General features: G+C 43.7%; 14 protein-coding genes. All 14 read left to right on the plus strand.

The genetic code is table 11. The features are described 5' to 3' along the window. Positions 1 to 54 precede the first annotated feature (54 nt). The 14 genes from LX99_RS08140 (at position 55) to LX99_RS08205 (ending at position 17,452) form a co-directional block, all read left to right on the plus strand. On the plus strand, positions 55 to 975 hold the full coding sequence (locus LX99_RS08140) for a helix-turn-helix domain-containing protein (protein ID WP_109607398.1): 921 nt from the start codon (positions 55 to 57) through the stop codon (positions 973 to 975). A gap of 200 nt (positions 976 to 1,175) precedes the next feature. After that, positions 1,176 to 2,549, plus strand: a complete 1,374-nt coding sequence (locus LX99_RS08145; protein ID WP_109607610.1) for an aspartate aminotransferase family protein — start codon at positions 1,176 to 1,178, stop codon at positions 2,547 to 2,549. A gap of 343 nt (positions 2,550 to 2,892) precedes the next feature. After that, a complete protein-coding gene (locus LX99_RS08150) occupies positions 2,893 to 3,582 on the plus strand; it encodes a response regulator transcription factor (protein WP_109607399.1) in 690 nt (229 codons plus the stop codon). Next, positions 3,582 to 4,943, plus strand: coding sequence for a sensor histidine kinase (locus LX99_RS08155; RefSeq protein ID WP_109607400.1), 1,362 nt, complete (start codon positions 3,582 to 3,584; stop codon positions 4,941 to 4,943). The genes LX99_RS08150 and LX99_RS08155 overlap by 1 nt, the downstream gene beginning before the upstream one ends. Positions 4,944 to 5,011: 68 nt before the next feature. Beyond that, entirely contained in the window at positions 5,012 to 6,292 is a 1,281-nt protein-coding gene (locus LX99_RS08160) for a TolC family protein (protein WP_109607401.1), read from the plus strand. 1 nt (position 6,293) lies between these two features. After that, positions 6,294 to 7,397: an efflux RND transporter periplasmic adaptor subunit gene (locus LX99_RS08165; protein ID WP_109607402.1), complete on the plus strand. Its 1,104-nt coding sequence runs from the start codon at positions 6,294 to 6,296 to the stop codon at positions 7,395 to 7,397. Positions 7,398 to 7,416: 19 nt separating this feature from the next. Continuing rightward, positions 7,417 to 10,560, plus strand: coding sequence for an efflux RND transporter permease subunit (locus tag LX99_RS08170; protein ID WP_109607403.1), 3,144 nt, complete (start codon positions 7,417 to 7,419; stop codon positions 10,558 to 10,560). Positions 10,561 to 10,895: 335 nt separating this feature from the next. Beyond that, positions 10,896 to 11,297, plus strand: a complete 402-nt coding sequence (locus LX99_RS08175) for a DUF2147 domain-containing protein (protein ID WP_109607404.1) — start codon at positions 10,896 to 10,898, stop codon at positions 11,295 to 11,297. Positions 11,298 to 11,339: 42 nt separating this feature from the next. Beyond that, positions 11,340 to 12,662 (plus strand): TolC family protein, encoded by a 1,323-nt coding sequence (locus LX99_RS08180; protein WP_109607405.1) that lies wholly within the window; start codon positions 11,340 to 11,342, stop codon positions 12,660 to 12,662. After that, entirely contained in the window at positions 12,659 to 13,744 is a 1,086-nt protein-coding gene (locus LX99_RS08185; RefSeq protein ID WP_109607406.1) for an efflux RND transporter periplasmic adaptor subunit, read from the plus strand. Before LX99_RS08180 ends, LX99_RS08185 begins: the two co-directional genes overlap by 4 nt. Before the next feature lie 2 nt (positions 13,745 to 13,746). Beyond that, positions 13,747 to 14,988: an ABC transporter permease gene (locus tag LX99_RS08190; protein ID WP_109607407.1), complete on the plus strand. Its 1,242-nt coding sequence runs from the start codon at positions 13,747 to 13,749 to the stop codon at positions 14,986 to 14,988. 2 nt (positions 14,989 to 14,990) lie between these two features. Then, the gene (locus tag LX99_RS08195; RefSeq protein WP_109607408.1) at positions 14,991 to 15,671 is read left to right on the plus strand and encodes an ABC transporter ATP-binding protein; all 681 of its coding nucleotides are present in this window, start codon (positions 14,991 to 14,993) and stop codon (positions 15,669 to 15,671) included. A gap of 18 nt (positions 15,672 to 15,689) precedes the next feature. Next, positions 15,690 to 16,694 (plus strand): sensor histidine kinase, encoded by a 1,005-nt coding sequence (locus LX99_RS08200; RefSeq protein ID WP_109607409.1) that lies wholly within the window; start codon positions 15,690 to 15,692, stop codon positions 16,692 to 16,694. Beyond that, positions 16,691 to 17,452, plus strand: coding sequence for a LytR/AlgR family response regulator transcription factor (locus LX99_RS08205; RefSeq protein ID WP_109607410.1), 762 nt, complete (start codon positions 16,691 to 16,693; stop codon positions 17,450 to 17,452). The genes LX99_RS08200 and LX99_RS08205 overlap by 4 nt, the downstream gene beginning before the upstream one ends. The last annotated feature ends 27 nt before the right edge of the window (positions 17,453 to 17,479 follow it).

Consider the following 17,479-nt stretch of genomic DNA (forward strand, 5'->3'; position numbering starts at 1 on the left):
CGCGTTAATTAGTTAATTTGGTTTTTTTATTGAGTTAATTACCTTGTGAAGTTTATGAAAGCAGATGCCCCGTCCATTCATCATTATACGATAAGTGATGTGAGTATTGATGCCGGCCGAAAGCAGCTTGCCAAAGATTTTTTAACGTTCAGGAATGATGAATTGAAACCCAGCGCAGAAAGAATGGGTAAGCCATGGCGTTCTGCTCATTTTTCAATCGGGTTGGTTATTGAAGGAGAAGGACATTTCCAGATTAATCTGATTAATTACCATATAAAAAAGAACAGTCTTATTGTTATCCCCTTTAATGTTATCCACCAGCTTCAGAAAGTTGACGATGGATTTATTGTAATGGTGGTTAACTTTTCGCATGATTTTTTGGCTCAGGCGCGCTTTAGCGAAAAGCATATACCTTCCTTTGGATTTTTCTCCACGCAGAACAACCCTTACCTGATGCTGGACGATCAGGATGCACATGCATTACATGAAGTGATGAAAATGTTGCACAAGGCGGATGACCCGGAATATCTGCATCCCTTTAAAACCGAGATCATTCATCATAGCTTTAATATTTTTATGTTTGAGGTTGCCGCTTTGTTTAAAAAATACCGGCCCGACGAACAGGTACGATTAACCAGGAAAGAAGAGATCTTATCATCGTTTATAAAATTACTCTTCCAGCATTTTAAAGAGGAGCGGGGAGTACAATTCTATGCGGATGAGCTTTATTTAACACCCAAGCACCTCACAAAAATGGTGAAAGAGCTAACCAACAAAACATGTGGTGAGATGATTGACGAACTTGTAATCATTGAGGCTAAAATAATGCTGGATGACCTGGGCCTGCCGGTTTCGAGCGTTGCCCAGCAATTACAGTTTAGTGATCAGTTTTTCTTTAGTAAGTTTTTTAAAAAACATACCGGCATTAATCCAAGTAAGTATAAAGGCGCGATGAAATACCAAAATACCCTATAACGCGGTCCCGGCTTGGGCCTAATCCCTACGTCCAATCATTTAGTGATCTTATAACATAATACCACTGCACTAACCCAATCTTCACAATTTCTTAACTTAATCATAGATGTAGTTTTAATAAACATTGTTTAGTATTGCTTAACTATTAGCCGCCGGGCGACAGAAGGATGTTGCCGGTGAGTCAAAAAAATTATTTCTCTATGATTAAGCACGAAGGATATTTGCACACCGAAGGCGATCTGAATTTGAGCGAAAGCCGCCGGGAATGGAACCGGCAACATACAGATGCCGCTACGCAGCAAGCTTTGAAGGCTGATGCAGATCATTTTTTGCATCAGGCCCTCTCTACACCTTGTTTGGATGTCATCGATTCGGCCGAAGGAATAAGGATCAAAAACCTCGCGGGGAAATCATATATCGATTTTCATGGTAATAATGTGCACCAGCTTGGTTATCACAACAGGTTTATCATTGAACGGGTAAAAGAACAGCTGGACAAACTGGCGTTTTCTCCGCGCAGGTACACCAATATCCCGTCTATAACGCTCGCTGAACGCCTGAGCGCTTTAACAGATCATGCCTTGTCGCGTGTGTTGTTTGCCCCCGGCGGTACTTCGGCCATAGCCATGGCCATGAAACTGGCCCGTATTTATACCGGCAAGTTTAAAACCATAGCCATGTACGATTCTTTTCACGGCGCATCGATGGATAGTATCTCCCTGGGAGGCGAATATGTTTTTCAGCAGGGTTTAGGGCCGTTAATGGCCGGAAGCATCCACGTTCCGCCGATAGACACTTACCGGGGTATGTGGTTTAACCGCGATAATGAAAACGGCGGCGATTTGGCTTATGCCGATTACCTGGAGTACGTAATTGAAAAAGAGGGCGATGTGGGTATCCTGGTTGCCGAAACTATCAGAAGTACAACGGTTCATGTACCATCTAAGGCTTATTGGAAACGGGTACGGGAGATTTGCGACAAGCATGGCGTGTTACTGGTATTTGATGAAATCCCAATTGGTATGGGCCGTACTGGTTCTATGTTTGCTTATCAGCACTATGATATTGTTCCTGATATCCTGGTGTTGGGTAAGGGGCTGGGTGCCGGTATAGTACCGATGGCCGCCATAGTTTGTAAAGACAAACTGAACGTTGCCGCGCAGGTATCGCTGGGGCATTTTACCCACGAAAAAAGCCCTTTAGGCGCCGCTGCCGCCCTTGCCGCATTCGATTATATGGAAGCTAATCATACCCTTCAGCATGTTGCCGAAGCCGAATCTTTTATGCTAAAACGACTGCTTGAAATGAAAGAGCGTATCAGCATTATCGGCGATGTGCGTGGTAAAGGGCTTTTATGGGGAGTTGAACTGGTAAAAGACAGATCGACCAAAGAAAAAGATACCCGCTCTGCAGATCAGGTACTTTATAAATGCCTGGAACTGGGCTTAAGCCTCAAAATATCCGATGGTAGTGTAATATGCCTTTATCCGCCGTTAACCAGCACAATTAACGAGCTTGAGGAAGCTATGGATATATTATCACAAGCGTTATTGTATGTAGTTGATAATGAATAATAAGGAAGTCAATCACACTTGTTAAAGGCACTTTGCTTGGTTCTATGCAACCTGCAACAAACATTTCGGATTGAAATAATAACAGCACATCTACAACTCTCCTGATTACACGTTAAACTGTTAAAAAACAAAAAGCTTTCAGATTGATTTCCGGAAGCTTTTTTTATTGCGTTTTGAAAACGTTCATAGTAGAAAGCATAAAAACGATCACATCGCCGGCGACCGGGAGGTTTCATAAAAACTTCATTATCAGGTACGAATTTCGCCCTCGTTAAAATACTTACACACGCTGATGAGCTTTGGCTATGTCAGCAATTGCTTATATTCTTGTTAATATCCGCTAATGCACATATTAGTAGTAGAAGATGAACCAAAGGTTGCCTCGTTTTTGCTGAAAGGCCTTAGGGAATCGCAATACCATGCTAGTTTGGCTGTTGATGTTTTTGCTGCTAAACAAGCCCTTCAGGCAGACGATTATAACGTCATTATTATTGATGTTTTACTTCCCGACGGTAATGGAATGGACCTGTGCCGGTATATCCGCAAGCAGGACTTATTCACGCCGATACTAATGCTCACCGCCTTAAACAGCATTGATAATAAAGTTACCGGTTTACAGGCTGGGGCGGATGATTATCTTGTTAAACCTTTTCACTTTAACGAGTTACTGGCACGGATTGAAGCATTGCTGCGCAGAACAGCAAGGATGCAAACCCAACCCCAACCGGGGGTACTCACATTTGCTGATCTGAAATTGAATACCGGGAGCAAGGTTGCCGAACGTGCAGGTACCGAAATTATACTGACCGCCAAGGAATACGCCTTGCTGGAGCTTTTTATGCAGCACCCCAACAAAACGCTCTCGAGGGATTATATCGCCGAAAGAGTTTGGGGGATTGACTTTGATACCAAAACCAATTTTATTGATGTGTATGTGAATTATCTCCGGAAAAAAATAGAGAAAGGTTTCGAAGGTAAATTGATCCATACAAATATCGGCATGGGCTATATTCTTAAAGAACGGGCCTGCTGATGAAGATCAAAAATAAGTTGGCGCTCAATTTCTCGCTCATAACGGCGGGTATACTACTGCTTATTTTATTGGCCATTTTTTTAGCGTTTTATTCGTTTGTCAGGGCTGATTTTTACGAACACCTGAACGACAGGGCAAAAGTGGCCGCGCAGTTATACCTCGAAGCCGACGAAATTTCTTCAGACTCGCTGGGGCATGTGAGGGAGCAATACCTGGCCAAATTACCACAGGAGCGTATTGGTATTTATAATGAACGAAACGAGTCGTTCCTGGCTCACAAAAATTCGTACTGGACGGATAAGGTTATTGATCGGGTTCGTAAAAAGGAATATTTGCAGTTTGCAGAAGGCAACCGGCAAACCGTAGGCGTTTATTACCGCGACAACCAGGGCAACTTCGTGATCCTGGTATCAGCTGTTGATGCTGATCATAATGACCAGTTAGTTGATATCGCCCGTATTATGCTGGTGGCTTTTATCGTTATCAACGGCGCTGTATTTTTTATAGGCCGCCGGTTTGCGCAACGGTCATTGTCTCCGATAAATGATTTGATTAGTCAAATGCAGCAGATCACCGTAAATGACCTGCACGTCAGGGTGAGAGAAGGAGAGGGGAAGGACGAGATCACCGAGCTGGCGCGTAATTTTAACAGGCTGCTTGAACATTTATATAATGCCTTTGAACTTCAGCAAACGTTTGTAACAAACGCCTCGCATGAGTTGCGTACGCCGGTTACCAGTATTATAGGTGAGATTGAAGTGGGGCTCAAAAGAGAAAGATCTGCCGCGGAGTATCAGCAGTTACTGGCCTCTGTACTCAACGATGCCGAAAACCTGAACGATACCATCAGCAGTTTGATGGAGCTGGCCCAGTCTGACCTGGAGTATACCCGCGCCAAATTAACCCCGGTTATGATAGATGAACTGATATGGGAAATACATCACTACTGGAATACCAAAAAGGAAAAAGGAAAGCTTATTGTTGAAATGCAGCACATGCCCGAAGATGCGAACCATTTGGTAATGATGGTTAGTAAGCCTTTACTGATCATTGCTTTAAATAATATTATCGGGAATGCCTTTAAGTTTTCGGGCGGTAAGCCGGTGGTTTGTACATTAAATGTCGACGATAAATTGATTAAAATAGCTATCAGGGATGGGGGAATTGGCATTCCTGCGGAAGATATCGATAAAATATTCAACTCGTTTTACCGCAGCCCCAACGGGCGAAGCTTTAAGGGCAGCGGCATTGGTTTGTATATAACCAGGAAAATTGTCCAGCTTTTTGGCGGTACCATCACGGTTACACCGGCACAACCCGGAAGCGTTTTTTTATTAACTTTTCCGCAGCCTGTATTCTAATCCCGTTCTAATCCGGTTTTAATTCTTCTCTAATCTGGCCTGTATAGTTTTGGATAAACAAATAAACTATGCACCGAAAATTTGTTATCGTTCTTTCTTCAATTCAACTATGGTGTATGGCTGTTCCAGGTGCCCGCGCTCAGGCGCAGGCACCCAACAGTGATACGCTAAAGGTAAATATCAAGCAAATTGAAGAACAGTTTTTAAAAAACAACCTCACGCTTATTGCCGAAAAGTATAATATAGATAATGCCGAGGCCCAGGTTACAACCGCTAAACTTTTTGCCAACCCCGATTTTAATTTTCAGAACGGCATTCTTAATGATACGCATAACGCGTATAAAAATCAGTCGGCAGGTATTTCGCAATTATTTACTACAGCGGGTAAACGGAATAAAAACATACGCCTGGCTCAAATTGGGGTAGCTCAGGCTAGGTACCAGTTTTTTGATTTGCTGCGTACGCTCAGGTTTACCATCCGTACCGATTTTTATACAATTTACTACAACCAGCAGTCGGCTATGGTTTACGACCTTGAAATCGGCTCGTTAAGGAAAACCTTGTCGTCGTTCAAAGAGCAGTTTGCCAAAGGTAACATCGCTCAAAAAGAGGTGTTACGTATCCAATCGCAGCTTTATTCTTTGCAGGCCGAATACAATAGCCTGGTAACTGGTATAGATGCAACTGAAGCTGAGTTGAAAATGCTTATCAAAGCCCCGCCTCAAAGTTACATCGTGCCGCTTGTAGACCCTGGCTTTGCCAATACCACGTCGGCTACTTCAATTCCATACAGTAAATTGCTCGACTCGGCCTATGTAAACCGTTACGACCTTAAAAACGCGCAGATAACTGTTGATTATAATAAAATCAATCTCGCCCTGCAAAAGGCCACCGCAGTCCCCGATATTACCTTTTCGCTGGGATATGATAAATACGGTTCATTCAATAACAACTACGTAGGCGGGGGGATTGATTTTAACCTGCCCTTCTTTAACCGTAACCAGGGCGGTATTAAACAGGCCCGTATAGCGATAGACCAAAGTAAGGTGCAGCTGGAAAATCAGCAAAACCAGGTAGCGATGGATTTGGCCACATCTTACAAGGAGGCCTTACGTTATGAAGATCTGTATAACAGTTTCGACCCTGGCTTTAAATCAGATTTTACCCACCTCATCAGCGAGGTATATAAAAACTATTTGCTGCGCAATATCGGCCTGCTGGAGTTTATAGATTTTTATGATTCCTTCAAAACCAATACCGTTCAGTTCAATAACATCCAGCTTAACCGGGTCACATCACTCGAGCAATTAAATTACGTTACGGGCACTCCTTTCTTTAACCAGCATTAAGATGAACTATTTATTAAAAAAACATGGCCTGGGATGCATGGCAGCCGCATTATTGTTGATCAGTTTAAACTCATGCAACTCTGATGATCATTCCGAACAGGCAAGGCAGCCCTATACACTGTCTGATTCGCTAAAGCGTACATTGGTTATCGATACCGTCAAAATCCGCAATATCAGTTATGCCATAAAGTTTAACGGGGTTGTTGATTTTAATACCGATAAGGTATCCAACATCTTCCCGCTGGTAAGCGGCGTAGTACAAAATATCCATGCTATGCCGGGCGATTTTGTTAAAGCCGGTGAAGTGCTTGGCATGGTAAAAAGCAGCGAAATGGCCAACTATTCTTCTTCGCTAAGTTCATCAGAGGCCGCTGTACGCCTGGCTAAAAAACAATTGGAGCAGCAGCAGGACCTCTACAAAAGCGGTATGGCATCCAAATTAGATATTACCACTGCCGAGGTTAATTATGAACAGGCCGTAGCCGCAAAAACGGCCGCGCAGCGCGTGCTGATGGTTAACGGTAATAATACCAGTGGTGATTATTTTATCAAATCGCCCATTGACGGTTTCCTGGTACAGAAAAACGTAACCAACGGTATGGCTATCCGTCCCGATAACTCGGCTCCTATGTTTACGGTATCAAATCTTAAAAATGTATGGGTTGAAGCTAACGTATATGAGGAAAATGTAAGCAAAGTTCATGAAGGCGACGATGCCGATATCTCGACGATATCGTATCCTGATAAGATTTTTAAGGGGAAGGTGAACAGGCTGATGAACGTGATTGATCCCAATACCAAAGTAATGAAGATGAGGGTGATTATTGATAACCCCGACTTTATGCTAAAACCGCAGATGTTTGCTACGGTAACTATTAACAATACCGAAAATGACAAGGCAATTTCGGTGGCCAGCAGCGCGCTCATCTTTGATCATAGCCAATATTATGTTGTTGTTTTAAAAGGAGATAAAAATGTGGAGCTGCGCCAGGTTGAGGTTATCAGCACCAACGGAAAAACGGCATTCATCAAAAGCGGTGTTAATGTTGGCGAAAGGGTAATTGCCTCGAAGGCAATACTGGTGTACGGATCATTAAACAGTTAACTACCAATTATTTCCTAAAATGACTAAGCTCCTTAAACGGATCATAGGGTTCTCGTTAAAAAACAGGATTCTCATATTATTTCTTGCTCTTGTACTTGTTGTTGCAGGCATTATCACCTTTGTTCAAATGCCTATTGAGGCATTTCCTGATGTTACCAATACCGAAATAGACATTATTACACAATGGCCCGGACAGAGTGCCGAGGAAGTGGAAAAACTGGTAACCATCCCCATTGAGATAGCACTGAACCCGGTGCAGAAAAAAGTAAGCCTGCGCTCAACTTCCATTTTTGGATTAAGCTACGTGAAGGTGATTTTTGATGATGGTATCAAAGATCCGGAAGCAAGGCAACAGGTGATGTACCTGCTTAATAATGCTAACTTACCCGCGGGGATAACACCTTCTGTGCAGCCGCCGGTAGGGCCAACCGGCGAGATTTTCAGGTATACGCTCCGGAGTTCGGTTCGTGATGTAAGGGAACTTAAAACAATCCAGGATTGGCTGATTGACAGGCGGCTACGATCTATCCCCGGTATTGGTGATATTAACAGTTTTGGCGGAAAAACCAAGACTTATGAAATTACCGTCGACCCGGAAAAGCTGGCTACGCTGAATATTACGCCTTTAGATGTTTTTACTGCCGTTCAGAAAACCAATATCAACGTTGGCGGCGATATGATTATTCAAAACAACCAGGCCTTTGCCGTAAGGGGGTTGGGGTTACTTAATGATATCAACGAGATCCGCAATATTATCGTAAGCAACAATAATGGTGTTCCGGTGCTGGTGAAGGATGTTGCACATGTTGAAATTTCAAATTTACCGAGATTGGGATGGGTAGGCCGAAGCGACGCCGTTATTAAAAACGGTAAACGTACCGTAACCGATGATGCTGATGCCGTTGAGGCGATTATTGTGATGCGCAAAGGCGAAAACCCGACACAGGTGGTTAACGCGCTTAAAGCCGAAGTTGATAAACTGAACAACGATATACTTCCTGCAGATACCAAAATAGTACCCTATTACGACCGCACCAACCTCATCGGTTACGCTACGCATACGGTGTTGCACAACCTTATTGAGGGGATTTTACTGGTAACCTTGCTGGTGTCGCTGTTTATGTTCAACTGGCGTACCACGCTTATCGTATCTGTAATCATTCCGTTGGCCTTGCTGTTTGCTTTTATTTGCCTGCACCTCATGGGGATGTCGGCCAATTTACTATCGCTGGGCGCCGTTGACTTCGGTATCATCATTGATGGAGCTGTGGTAATGGTAGAGGGGATGTTTGTAATTCTTGATCACAAGGCTGTTGAACTGGGGATGCACCGTTTTAACAAGATCGCCAAGCTGGGCCTGATCAAAAACAACGGCGCAACGTTGGGTAAAGCCATCTTTTTTGCCAAATTGATTATCATAACTGGCTTATTACCGGTATTTGCCTTTCAAAAAGTTGAAGGAAAGCTGTTTTCTCCGCTGGCCTATACGCTTGGTTTCGCGTTATTGGGCGCTTTGATCACCACGTTAACATTAGTGCCGGTATTGATCAGTTTGTTATTGCGCAAAAATGTTCATGAAAAGCATAACCCCTTTGTGCATAGGCTTACGGCATTTATGTTAGGTGGTTTCGTTAAATCATTCAGGTTTAAGGAAATTGTAGTGACCTTATCTTTGATCGCTATGGTGGTTGGCCTGTTCTCATTCAGGTTTTTAGGCAGCGAATTTTTGCCCGAGCTGGATGAAGGCGCGATATGGCTGAGGGTACAATTGCCTTACAGCGTATCTCTTGATCAGTCGGTTGAAACGGCCCGGCAGGTACGCAAAATATTGATGGAATTTCCGCAGGTTCAGTATGCCGTTTCGCAAACAGGGCGACCGGATAACGGAACCGATGTAGCCGGTTTTTACAACAATGAATTTGATGTGTTGATGTATCCCGAAGAAGACTGGAAGCCTAAGATTACAAAGGAGGAACTGATTAAGCAGATGAACGCACGATTATCAAAGCTGCCGGGTGTTGATCTGAACTTTTCGCAGCCAATCAGTGATAACGTGGAAGAGGCGGTATCGGGTGTAAAGGGATCGATAGTTGTAAAAGTTTATGGCGACTCGCTCAATTATATGGAAACCAAGGTAAACGAAGTTTACCGCATATTGAAGGATGTAAAAGGTATTGAAGATTTGGGCGTACTTAAAAGTGTTGGTTTACCTGAATTGGATATACAGCTCAATCAACAGAAAATGGCGCAGTACGGCGTTGCAACAGCCGACGCTAATTCGGTCATTGCCATGGCTATTGGCGGCCAGGCGGCTTCAAACTTATACGAAGGTGTAAGGATTTTTGATATCCGGGTTCGTTTTCCGGAAAATTTCAGGAGTACACCGGCCGATATTGGCAACCTGCTGGTGCCCACGCAAAGCGGGGCAAAGGTGGCCATTAAGCAAATTGCAGATATTACACAGAAAACCGGGCCCTGCCTCATTTTCCGCGACGAAAACGAGCGCTACGCCACCCTTAAATTTTCGGTGCGCGGGCGCGACATGGGTAGTACTATTGCCGAAGCCCGGCGCAAGGTTGATGCGCAGGTGAAATTGGCGCGCGGCTATCATATGGCCTGGCAGGGCGATTTTGAGAACCAGCAACGTGCCCAAAAGCGGTTAACCCAGGTAGTGCCCGTAAGTTTAATACTGATCTTCGGTTTATTGTTCATCATGTTTGGCAATGTGAAGGATGCGGTCCTGGTGTTTCTTAATGTACCATTTGCCATTGTTGGCGGAATTATAGCCTTGTTTTTAACGGGTACTAATTTCAGTATTTCGGCAGGCATCGGTTTTATTGCATTGTTTGGGATTTGTATTCAGGATGGTGTATTGCTGATCAGTATATTTAAACATAACCTGGAAAACCTGAAGGGTAAAACGCAAACCGATTTGTATACCGCTATCAAACTTGGTGTAAATTCCAGGATCAGGCCGGTAATGATGACCGCGTTGATGGCCGCCATAGGTTTGTTTCCCGCGGCTATATCGCATGGCATTGGTTCTGAAAGCTCCCGGCCGTTGGCCCGCGTTGTTATTGGCGGCATCTTGTGCGCTATGCTGTTTAGCTTATGGGTTTTCCCATTAATTTTCGGCTGGGCTTATCGAAAATTAAACAGGTAATTGATGCCAAAAACACGACCGGCGATGAATTGTGATTACTGGTCGCCTTCAACCGGTTTTAATAGTTCATAATTGCCTCACCCCAATCCTCTCTAAATAACAGGACTTTAAACAGTAAAGCTCCGTTCGCTATGGAAGGGTTGGGGTGAGTTTTTTTAGATATGTAAATCATGTGTTAAAAAGCCGTGCCGCGGCTTTTGCATAATAAATAGCGCTTAATCCCTCCGCCTTGAATCCTTACCTGGCCGCTTCCAGGGGTTTTATGTCCGCTTCAACAAGCTTTTCATCATTCGCGAATTATGGTCGAAGTAATTTTGACTGGTTAAATATTAGAGATGAAAAGCACAATACAAAATCGAAAAAAATTTACATTGGTCATCCTGTTTGTAATGGTGATAACAGGCCGTTTGCTGGCCCAGACAAGCAGCAACCCTGATGCCGTAATTGGAAATTTCAAGGGACCGGACGGTGACAGGACAATGGAAATTTATAAAAATAACGGGCAGTATTTTGGAAAGCTGACCGCTGTTTCAGAAAACAAGGAGGGCATAAAAGCAGGAACCGTAGTTCTTAAAAATTTTGTATTCAGGAAAGGGAAGTGGGAGGGAAAAGTATTCGTACCTGCAAAGCATACGGACTTTGATGCAACGCTGGCCCTTGATGGTAATAATTCGCTGGTGATCAGGGTGAAGCTGGGGATGATGTCCAGGAGCAAGACCTGGTCAAGAATACAGTAAGCAGTTGCGCACAATACAGCCTCATCCTTTTATTAAATAAACATGAGAATATTAAAAATGGGCCTATTACCGCTGATGTGTGGTTTTACCTTGCATGCCAGTGCCCAAACACGGCCCGATACGCTGAAGATCAGTTCCCTTGATGCTGTCATTGATGCTGCAGTAACGAGTAATCCTACCCAGGCGGTTTATCTTGAACAAATTAAGCAGGCAAGGTTTGATCATAAAGCTTCAGGTGGTTTTTATTATCCCCAGGCGTCGGCAAATTTTAACGGCACCGATAATATGAGCCTTGCTGTTACACCTGTACCTGGCGAATTATTTGGGCAACCGGGCAAAACCATCGATGTTAAGTTTGGAAAACATTACGTTTATAACACTGGTGTTACGCTCAGTCAAAGCATTTTTGACTGGACATCAGTAATGCAGGCTAAAATAGCCAGGGATCGGATCCGCCTGGCCGAATTGCAGCAGGAGGCTTATGTTCAAACATTAAAAGAGGAGGTAGCCCGGTATTATTACACCGCGTTGATAGCTAAAACCGCCCTGGCTATTAATGCCCTTGATGAAAAGCTTGGCAGCAGCGTTGTGTTGTTGACCGGCCAGCGGCTTCAGGCAGGTTCGGCAGACCGTATCGCATTGAACCAGGCGCAGATCAACGCCAATAGTATCCTGCAAAACAAATGGCAAAGCCAGCAACTTTACGATCAAAGCATAGAAAACCTGAAGATCCTTTTGGGAAAAGCCCCCGCTGCTGAAGTTATTATGCTCGACACACTGAATATGGATTCATTGGTAAGTGCTGATGTAACGGCGGTTGGTGCAGACCGTTCTTTAGAGGTTTACCGGCAAAAGGCTGATATTGCCGCGCTGCAAAGCAAGTCACAACAATCAGCGGCATTCCCCAAAATTTCAGCTTCAGCTTTCTTCGGTAATCAGCAGTTCAGGAATGATTTTGGCCTGTCATTCAGCCAGGATAGCTGGAAGTCATACAGCTACATTGGTCTTGGTATCACCGTGCCAATTTTTACCGGCTTTAGTAACACCAATAAATATAAAAGCCAAAAGGCGCAACAGCAGGTAGCGCGGCTTGAATTTGATAACGCTCAACAGCAAAGCCTTATCAACGATCGTTTGCTGCTTAAAAATTATAGCGATTACCGCCAAATGGTAACAGCATCCTATGCAAGTTTTAAGCTTTACGGGGAAAACCTAAAGCTTAATGACCAGAAATACAAAGAGGGAGTGATTAGCCTGGACGTTTACCAAAAAGTGTTTCAGGATTACCTTGCTGCCGAAAATGTATACCTCAACAACCTTTCACTGCTGTTATCTACCCAATCAACCCTTGTATCAAGAAAATGAAATATCACAAATTGCTTTTAATCTTTTTCTCAGCTTATCTGTACGGTTGCAGCCATCAGCCTGAGCTTAGTCCGGAGCGCCGGGATATCGTGGATGCGGTGTTTGGCAGCGGTCATATTGAAAACAAGGATCAATATACCGTTATGGCCAATACAGAAGGATTTGTTAAGTCGGCATTTGTTATAGAGGGGGATACTGTCACATCGGGGCAGCGCCTGTTTCAACTGGATAACCGTGTTCAGCAAACACAGGTGAATAATGCAGCCCAGAACTTGGATTTCGCCCTAAACAATGCCGCGCAAAACTCTCCTCAAATTACTCAGCTGGAGGCGCAGATAGCCCAGGCCCGGCAAAAAACACAGGTAGATTCAGCCAACTACGCCCGTTATTCCCGCCTGGTAAAAACGCAGGCCGTATCTATAGCGGATTATGACAACGCGAGGCTAAATTATCAGAATTCAGGTACCAGCCTGAAGGTGCTGCAAAAAAACCTTTCAGATTTAAAACATACACTCAACCTGAACGTGGCGAATGCCCGCGCTAACCTCGATATACAAAAAACCAACAATAGCTACCAAATGATCATTAGCCAGGCAAGTGGCGTAGTGATGAATGTGAATAAAAAGGCAGGCGATTATGTAAAAAAAGGGGATGCTATAGCTATACTGGGCACAGGGCAGCCAATTGCAAAGCTGGATATAGCGGAAGGCGATATAGACCGCGTTAAGCTGGGGCAGCGTACAATAATATCATTAAACAGCCGCCCCGATGAACGTTATGAAGCCACAATTACTAAAATTTATCCATCCTTCAATACCACAGATCAGTCGTTCATTGTGGAAGCAACCTTTAAAAATAATGTTAAAAACATGCTTAACGGTACACAGTTACAGGCAAACCTGATCGTGCAAACCAAAAAGCAGGCATTGGTTATTCCGTCTTATTGTTTGCTTAACGATCATTTTGTGATGCTGAAAGGCAGTAACGAGAAAAAGCGGGTAACTGTAGGGATCCGCACCATGGAGTGGACAGAAATAACCGGCGGGTTAAATGAACACGACGTTATAACTTTTCCCCAATAGCCATGTTTAGCACCAATTACAAAATTGCGCATACGCATTTAACATCCAATTTAAGACAAACGCTGGTGGCTTTATTGGGCGTAACCTTCGGTATATCCATGTACATTTTTATGAACGGGTTTATGGGGGGCGTTAATGATGCGCAAACAAAACTCGCGTTCACTTCATTGGCGCATGTGCGGATATACAACGACGGGCCCTCAGACCATACCAATTTGATCAGGGCTATAGTTCCTGAGCATACAAAAGTGCGGATAAGCAATGCCAAAGTTATTCAATACACTACCGGTATTAAGAATACCGCAGCCATCTTGTCGCTGCTGCAACAACAGCCGGAGGTAGTGGCGGTTACTCCGCAAGTGAACATCAATGTATTTTTCCGCAATGGCGGAAACAAGCTGAACGGAACCCTTGCCGGCGTTGACGTAACGAACGAAAACAAAGTTTATCACATCGCAAATTATATTACCGCCGGGACCTGGGATAACCTGCAATTCAGGCCCGACGGGATTATTTTGGGCGAAGACCTTGCGAAAGACCTCGGCGTTAACATCGACGATAATGTTAACATTTTAACCTCGGATGGTGTCAGTCATAATTATAAACTGATAGGTCTTTTTCGTACCAATGTCAAGCAGATCGACCAATCAAAAACTTACATCAATATCGCGGCAGCAAGGCAGCTGCTTTCAGAGAACCAGGAATATGTAACCGATATGCAGATCAACGTTCAGAATTACGAAGTTACCGAACCGCTTGTCAGCAGGGTTGCTCCCGTAGTTCCTTATAAAGTTGAAAGCTGGCAAACGGCTAACCAGCAACTGGAAGCAGGCGCGCAACTGCGTAATATCATTGCCATAGCTGTTTCATTAGTGATCCTGATGGTTGCCGGGTTCGGTATCTATAATATTATGAATATGACCATCAACGAAAAAATCAGGGAGATCGCCATCCTGAAAGCGATGGGCTATTCGGGCAGTGATATAACGCAGATATTTTTGACACAGGCAATGGTTATTGGCCTGCTGGGAGGCTTGGTTGGGTTATTGTTTGGGTACGCGGTGGCGCGGATTGTTAATCATGTGCCATTCCACATTGCCGGCATGTCAACTTTGCCAATGACCTATCATGTTAAGGATTATATCATGTCTTTTTTATTCGGTCTGGTCACTACGTTAGTTGCGGGCTATTTACCGGCCAGGAAAGCATCAAGGATTGATCCGGTAGAAATTATACGAGGTTAAGTATGAAAAATAAAATAGCTTTAAAAGCAGACCATATCGTTAAATACTTTTATGAACCTGAAAAATTCCAGGTGCTGAAAGACATTGGCTTTGAAGTAAAAACCGGCGAATTTTTAACCCTGACCGGTAAATCAGGCTCGGGTAAATCCACATTGCTTTACATCCTGTCGACGATGGATACCAGCTACGAAGGCTCGCTGGTTATCAATAACGAGTTGCTGACCGGCCGAAGCCAAAATCAGCTTGCCGCGTTCCGGAATGAGCATATTGGGTTTGTTTTTCAGTTTCATTACCTGCTGCTTGATTTTACCGTGCTGGATAACGTGATGCTTCCCGCCCTCAAGCTCAATAAAAAAAGCAAGGAAGAGATTGAGCATAAAGCTTATGAAAACCTTAAGTTGCTTGGATTGGAAAACCAGGCGTTAAAAATGGCGAATAAATTATCCGGGGGGCAACAGCAACGCGTAGCTATTGCCCGGGCGCTGATTAATGACCCGTCGATCATTATGGGTGATGAACCTACCGGAAACCTGGACTCAAAAAATACCAGGAATGTTTTTGATATTTTTAAACAGCTTACCCGGGAAAAGGGACAAACCATTATCGCTGTAACACACGATGATGATTTTGCCCGGAACAGTGACCGGGTGATAGACCTGAGCGACGGAAAGATCGTTCAATAAATGCCCTAACTTTACAACGTGAAAAAATTCAATCTTAAGGTAGGGATCCCGTTTTCTGTTATGATCTCGGTAGTGGCGATACTATTGAGGCTAATCAGGCTGGAAACCGCAGACCTGCGGCACTATCTGACACTTTTGGTGTATTTTTTCTGCTTTTCGCTGCTTTGCTGGGTTGGCAACCATTTGCTGCTGAAAGCCGATTTTGTTAAGAGGGGGATTCATAATCGCCTTCGGTTTACATTGGTAACCCTCCTTTGCGGTTGTATACTCACTGTGATTTTTGATAAAATTATTTCAAAATTATTTGGAGAGTTTTTATTGTCGGGTGATCTGCCGGGCGACAGAAGGATCGAGTTGATCCTCTTCCGCGGAACACTGCTTAATTGCTTAATTGGATTTATTGTTTATCAATTGATCAGGATGAAAGAAAACGAGCGGGATAAGTTGGAACTGGAACAGTTAAAACAAGCTAATCTCCAGGCTAACCTGTCGTCTTTAAAGGAACAGTTAAGTCCCCACTTTTTATTTAACACCCTCAATACCCTAACTTCATTAACTAATGACCAACCTGTAAAAGATTATGTGGAAGAACTTGCAAATGTTTACAGGTATCTTTTAAGCCACAAGCAAAAGGATTGGGTTACTATTAAGGAAGAACTTCATTTTATCGGATCGTACCTGTATATTATTAAAATAAGACTGGAAAAGGCTATCGAGATCTCCATCAATATCGATCAGGAGTTTATGAATTACAAGATCCCGCCGGTAACCATGCAATTGCTGATTGAAAACGCCACCAAGCACAATGTGGTGGCCGAGCAAAAGCCATTAAAGATCGATATCTACACGGAAGCAGGGTACCTGGTTGTCAAAAATAATTACCAGTTTAAAAAGACCCTCGAAGCCTCGTCGGGTATCGGGCTGAACAATATCATCCAGCGCTACCGGTTATTGTTTAACAGGGATATTGTTATCGACAAGAACGAAATGATGTTTAAAGTACAGCTACCGCTTATACCATGAATGTATTGATAATTGAAGATGAGGCCCGTTCAGCCCGGGAATTGCAGGCCGTGATAACAGCCGTTAATCCCGCCGTTAAAATCATTGGGGTTTTAGAATCGGTAGAACAAAGCCTGAACTGGCTGGCATCAAACCCCCAGCCCGACCTTATATTTTCTGATATTCAACTTGCCGATGGCTTAAGCTTTGAGATTTATGAGTCGGTCAGGATCACTTGCCCTATCATTTTTTGCACCGCGTTTGACGAATACTTAATGAACGCGTTTGATACCAATGCCATCAGCTATCTGTTAAAGCCCATTAACGAAGCCAAGGTTCAAAAGGCGTTTCTTAAATTGAATACATTGCTTGGAACTGTTAAAAAAGAGGAGTCTGATTTCCGGATCGAGAGATTATTAGCAAGCCTGAAAAAAAATTACAAAACCACATTGCTTGTGAGCCACCGGGAGAAGATCATACCGGTGCAGGTTAAAGATATCGCTTATGTGTGTCTCGACACTACGCTGATACGGATGGGCACCTTCCAAAATCAGCAATATTTCATGACAAGCAGCATGGATGAATTGGAAAAGATGCTCGATCCCGAACTTTTTTTTCGTGCAAACCGGCAATTCCTGATCAACAGGAACGCAATCGGGAATGTAGAAAAGTTCTTCACCAGGAAACTCGCTGTAAAGCTTACAGTAGAAACCCCGGAACGCATATTAGTGAGTAAAACTAAAGCCCCGGAGTTTCTGCATTGGCTGGAAGGACTATAATATACTGGGGACTGTCAGGTTACAACC

The organism is Mucilaginibacter oryzae (genome assembly GCF_003148845.1).
Lineage (GTDB): Bacteria > Bacteroidota > Bacteroidia > Sphingobacteriales > Sphingobacteriaceae > Mucilaginibacter > Mucilaginibacter oryzae.

Coding starts and splice junctions, on each gene's coding strand:
- LX99_RS08155 (WP_109607400.1), top strand. CDS start 3,582: ATGAAGATCAAAAATAAGTTGGCGCTCAATTTCTCGCTCATAACGGCG.
- LX99_RS08175 (WP_109607404.1), top strand. CDS start 10,896: ATGAAAAGCACAATACAAAATCGAAAAAAATTTACATTGGTCATCCTG.
- LX99_RS08195 (WP_109607408.1), top strand. CDS start 14,991: ATGAAAAATAAAATAGCTTTAAAAGCAGACCATATCGTTAAATACTTT.
- LX99_RS08190 (WP_109607407.1), top strand. CDS start 13,747: ATGTTTAGCACCAATTACAAAATTGCGCATACGCATTTAACATCCAAT.
- LX99_RS08185 (WP_109607406.1), top strand. CDS start 12,659: ATGAAATATCACAAATTGCTTTTAATCTTTTTCTCAGCTTATCTGTAC.
- LX99_RS08140 (WP_109607398.1), top strand. CDS start 55: ATGAAAGCAGATGCCCCGTCCATTCATCATTATACGATAAGTGATGTG.
- LX99_RS08145 (WP_109607610.1), top strand. CDS start 1,176: ATGATTAAGCACGAAGGATATTTGCACACCGAAGGCGATCTGAATTTG.
- LX99_RS08160 (WP_109607401.1), top strand. CDS start 5,012: ATGCACCGAAAATTTGTTATCGTTCTTTCTTCAATTCAACTATGGTGT.
- LX99_RS08150 (WP_109607399.1), top strand. CDS start 2,893: ATGCACATATTAGTAGTAGAAGATGAACCAAAGGTTGCCTCGTTTTTG.
- LX99_RS08165 (WP_109607402.1), top strand. CDS start 6,294: ATGAACTATTTATTAAAAAAACATGGCCTGGGATGCATGGCAGCCGCA.
- LX99_RS08180 (WP_109607405.1), top strand. CDS start 11,340: ATGAGAATATTAAAAATGGGCCTATTACCGCTGATGTGTGGTTTTACC.
- LX99_RS08205 (WP_109607410.1), top strand. CDS start 16,691: ATGAATGTATTGATAATTGAAGATGAGGCCCGTTCAGCCCGGGAATTG.
- LX99_RS08170 (WP_109607403.1), top strand. CDS start 7,417: ATGACTAAGCTCCTTAAACGGATCATAGGGTTCTCGTTAAAAAACAGG.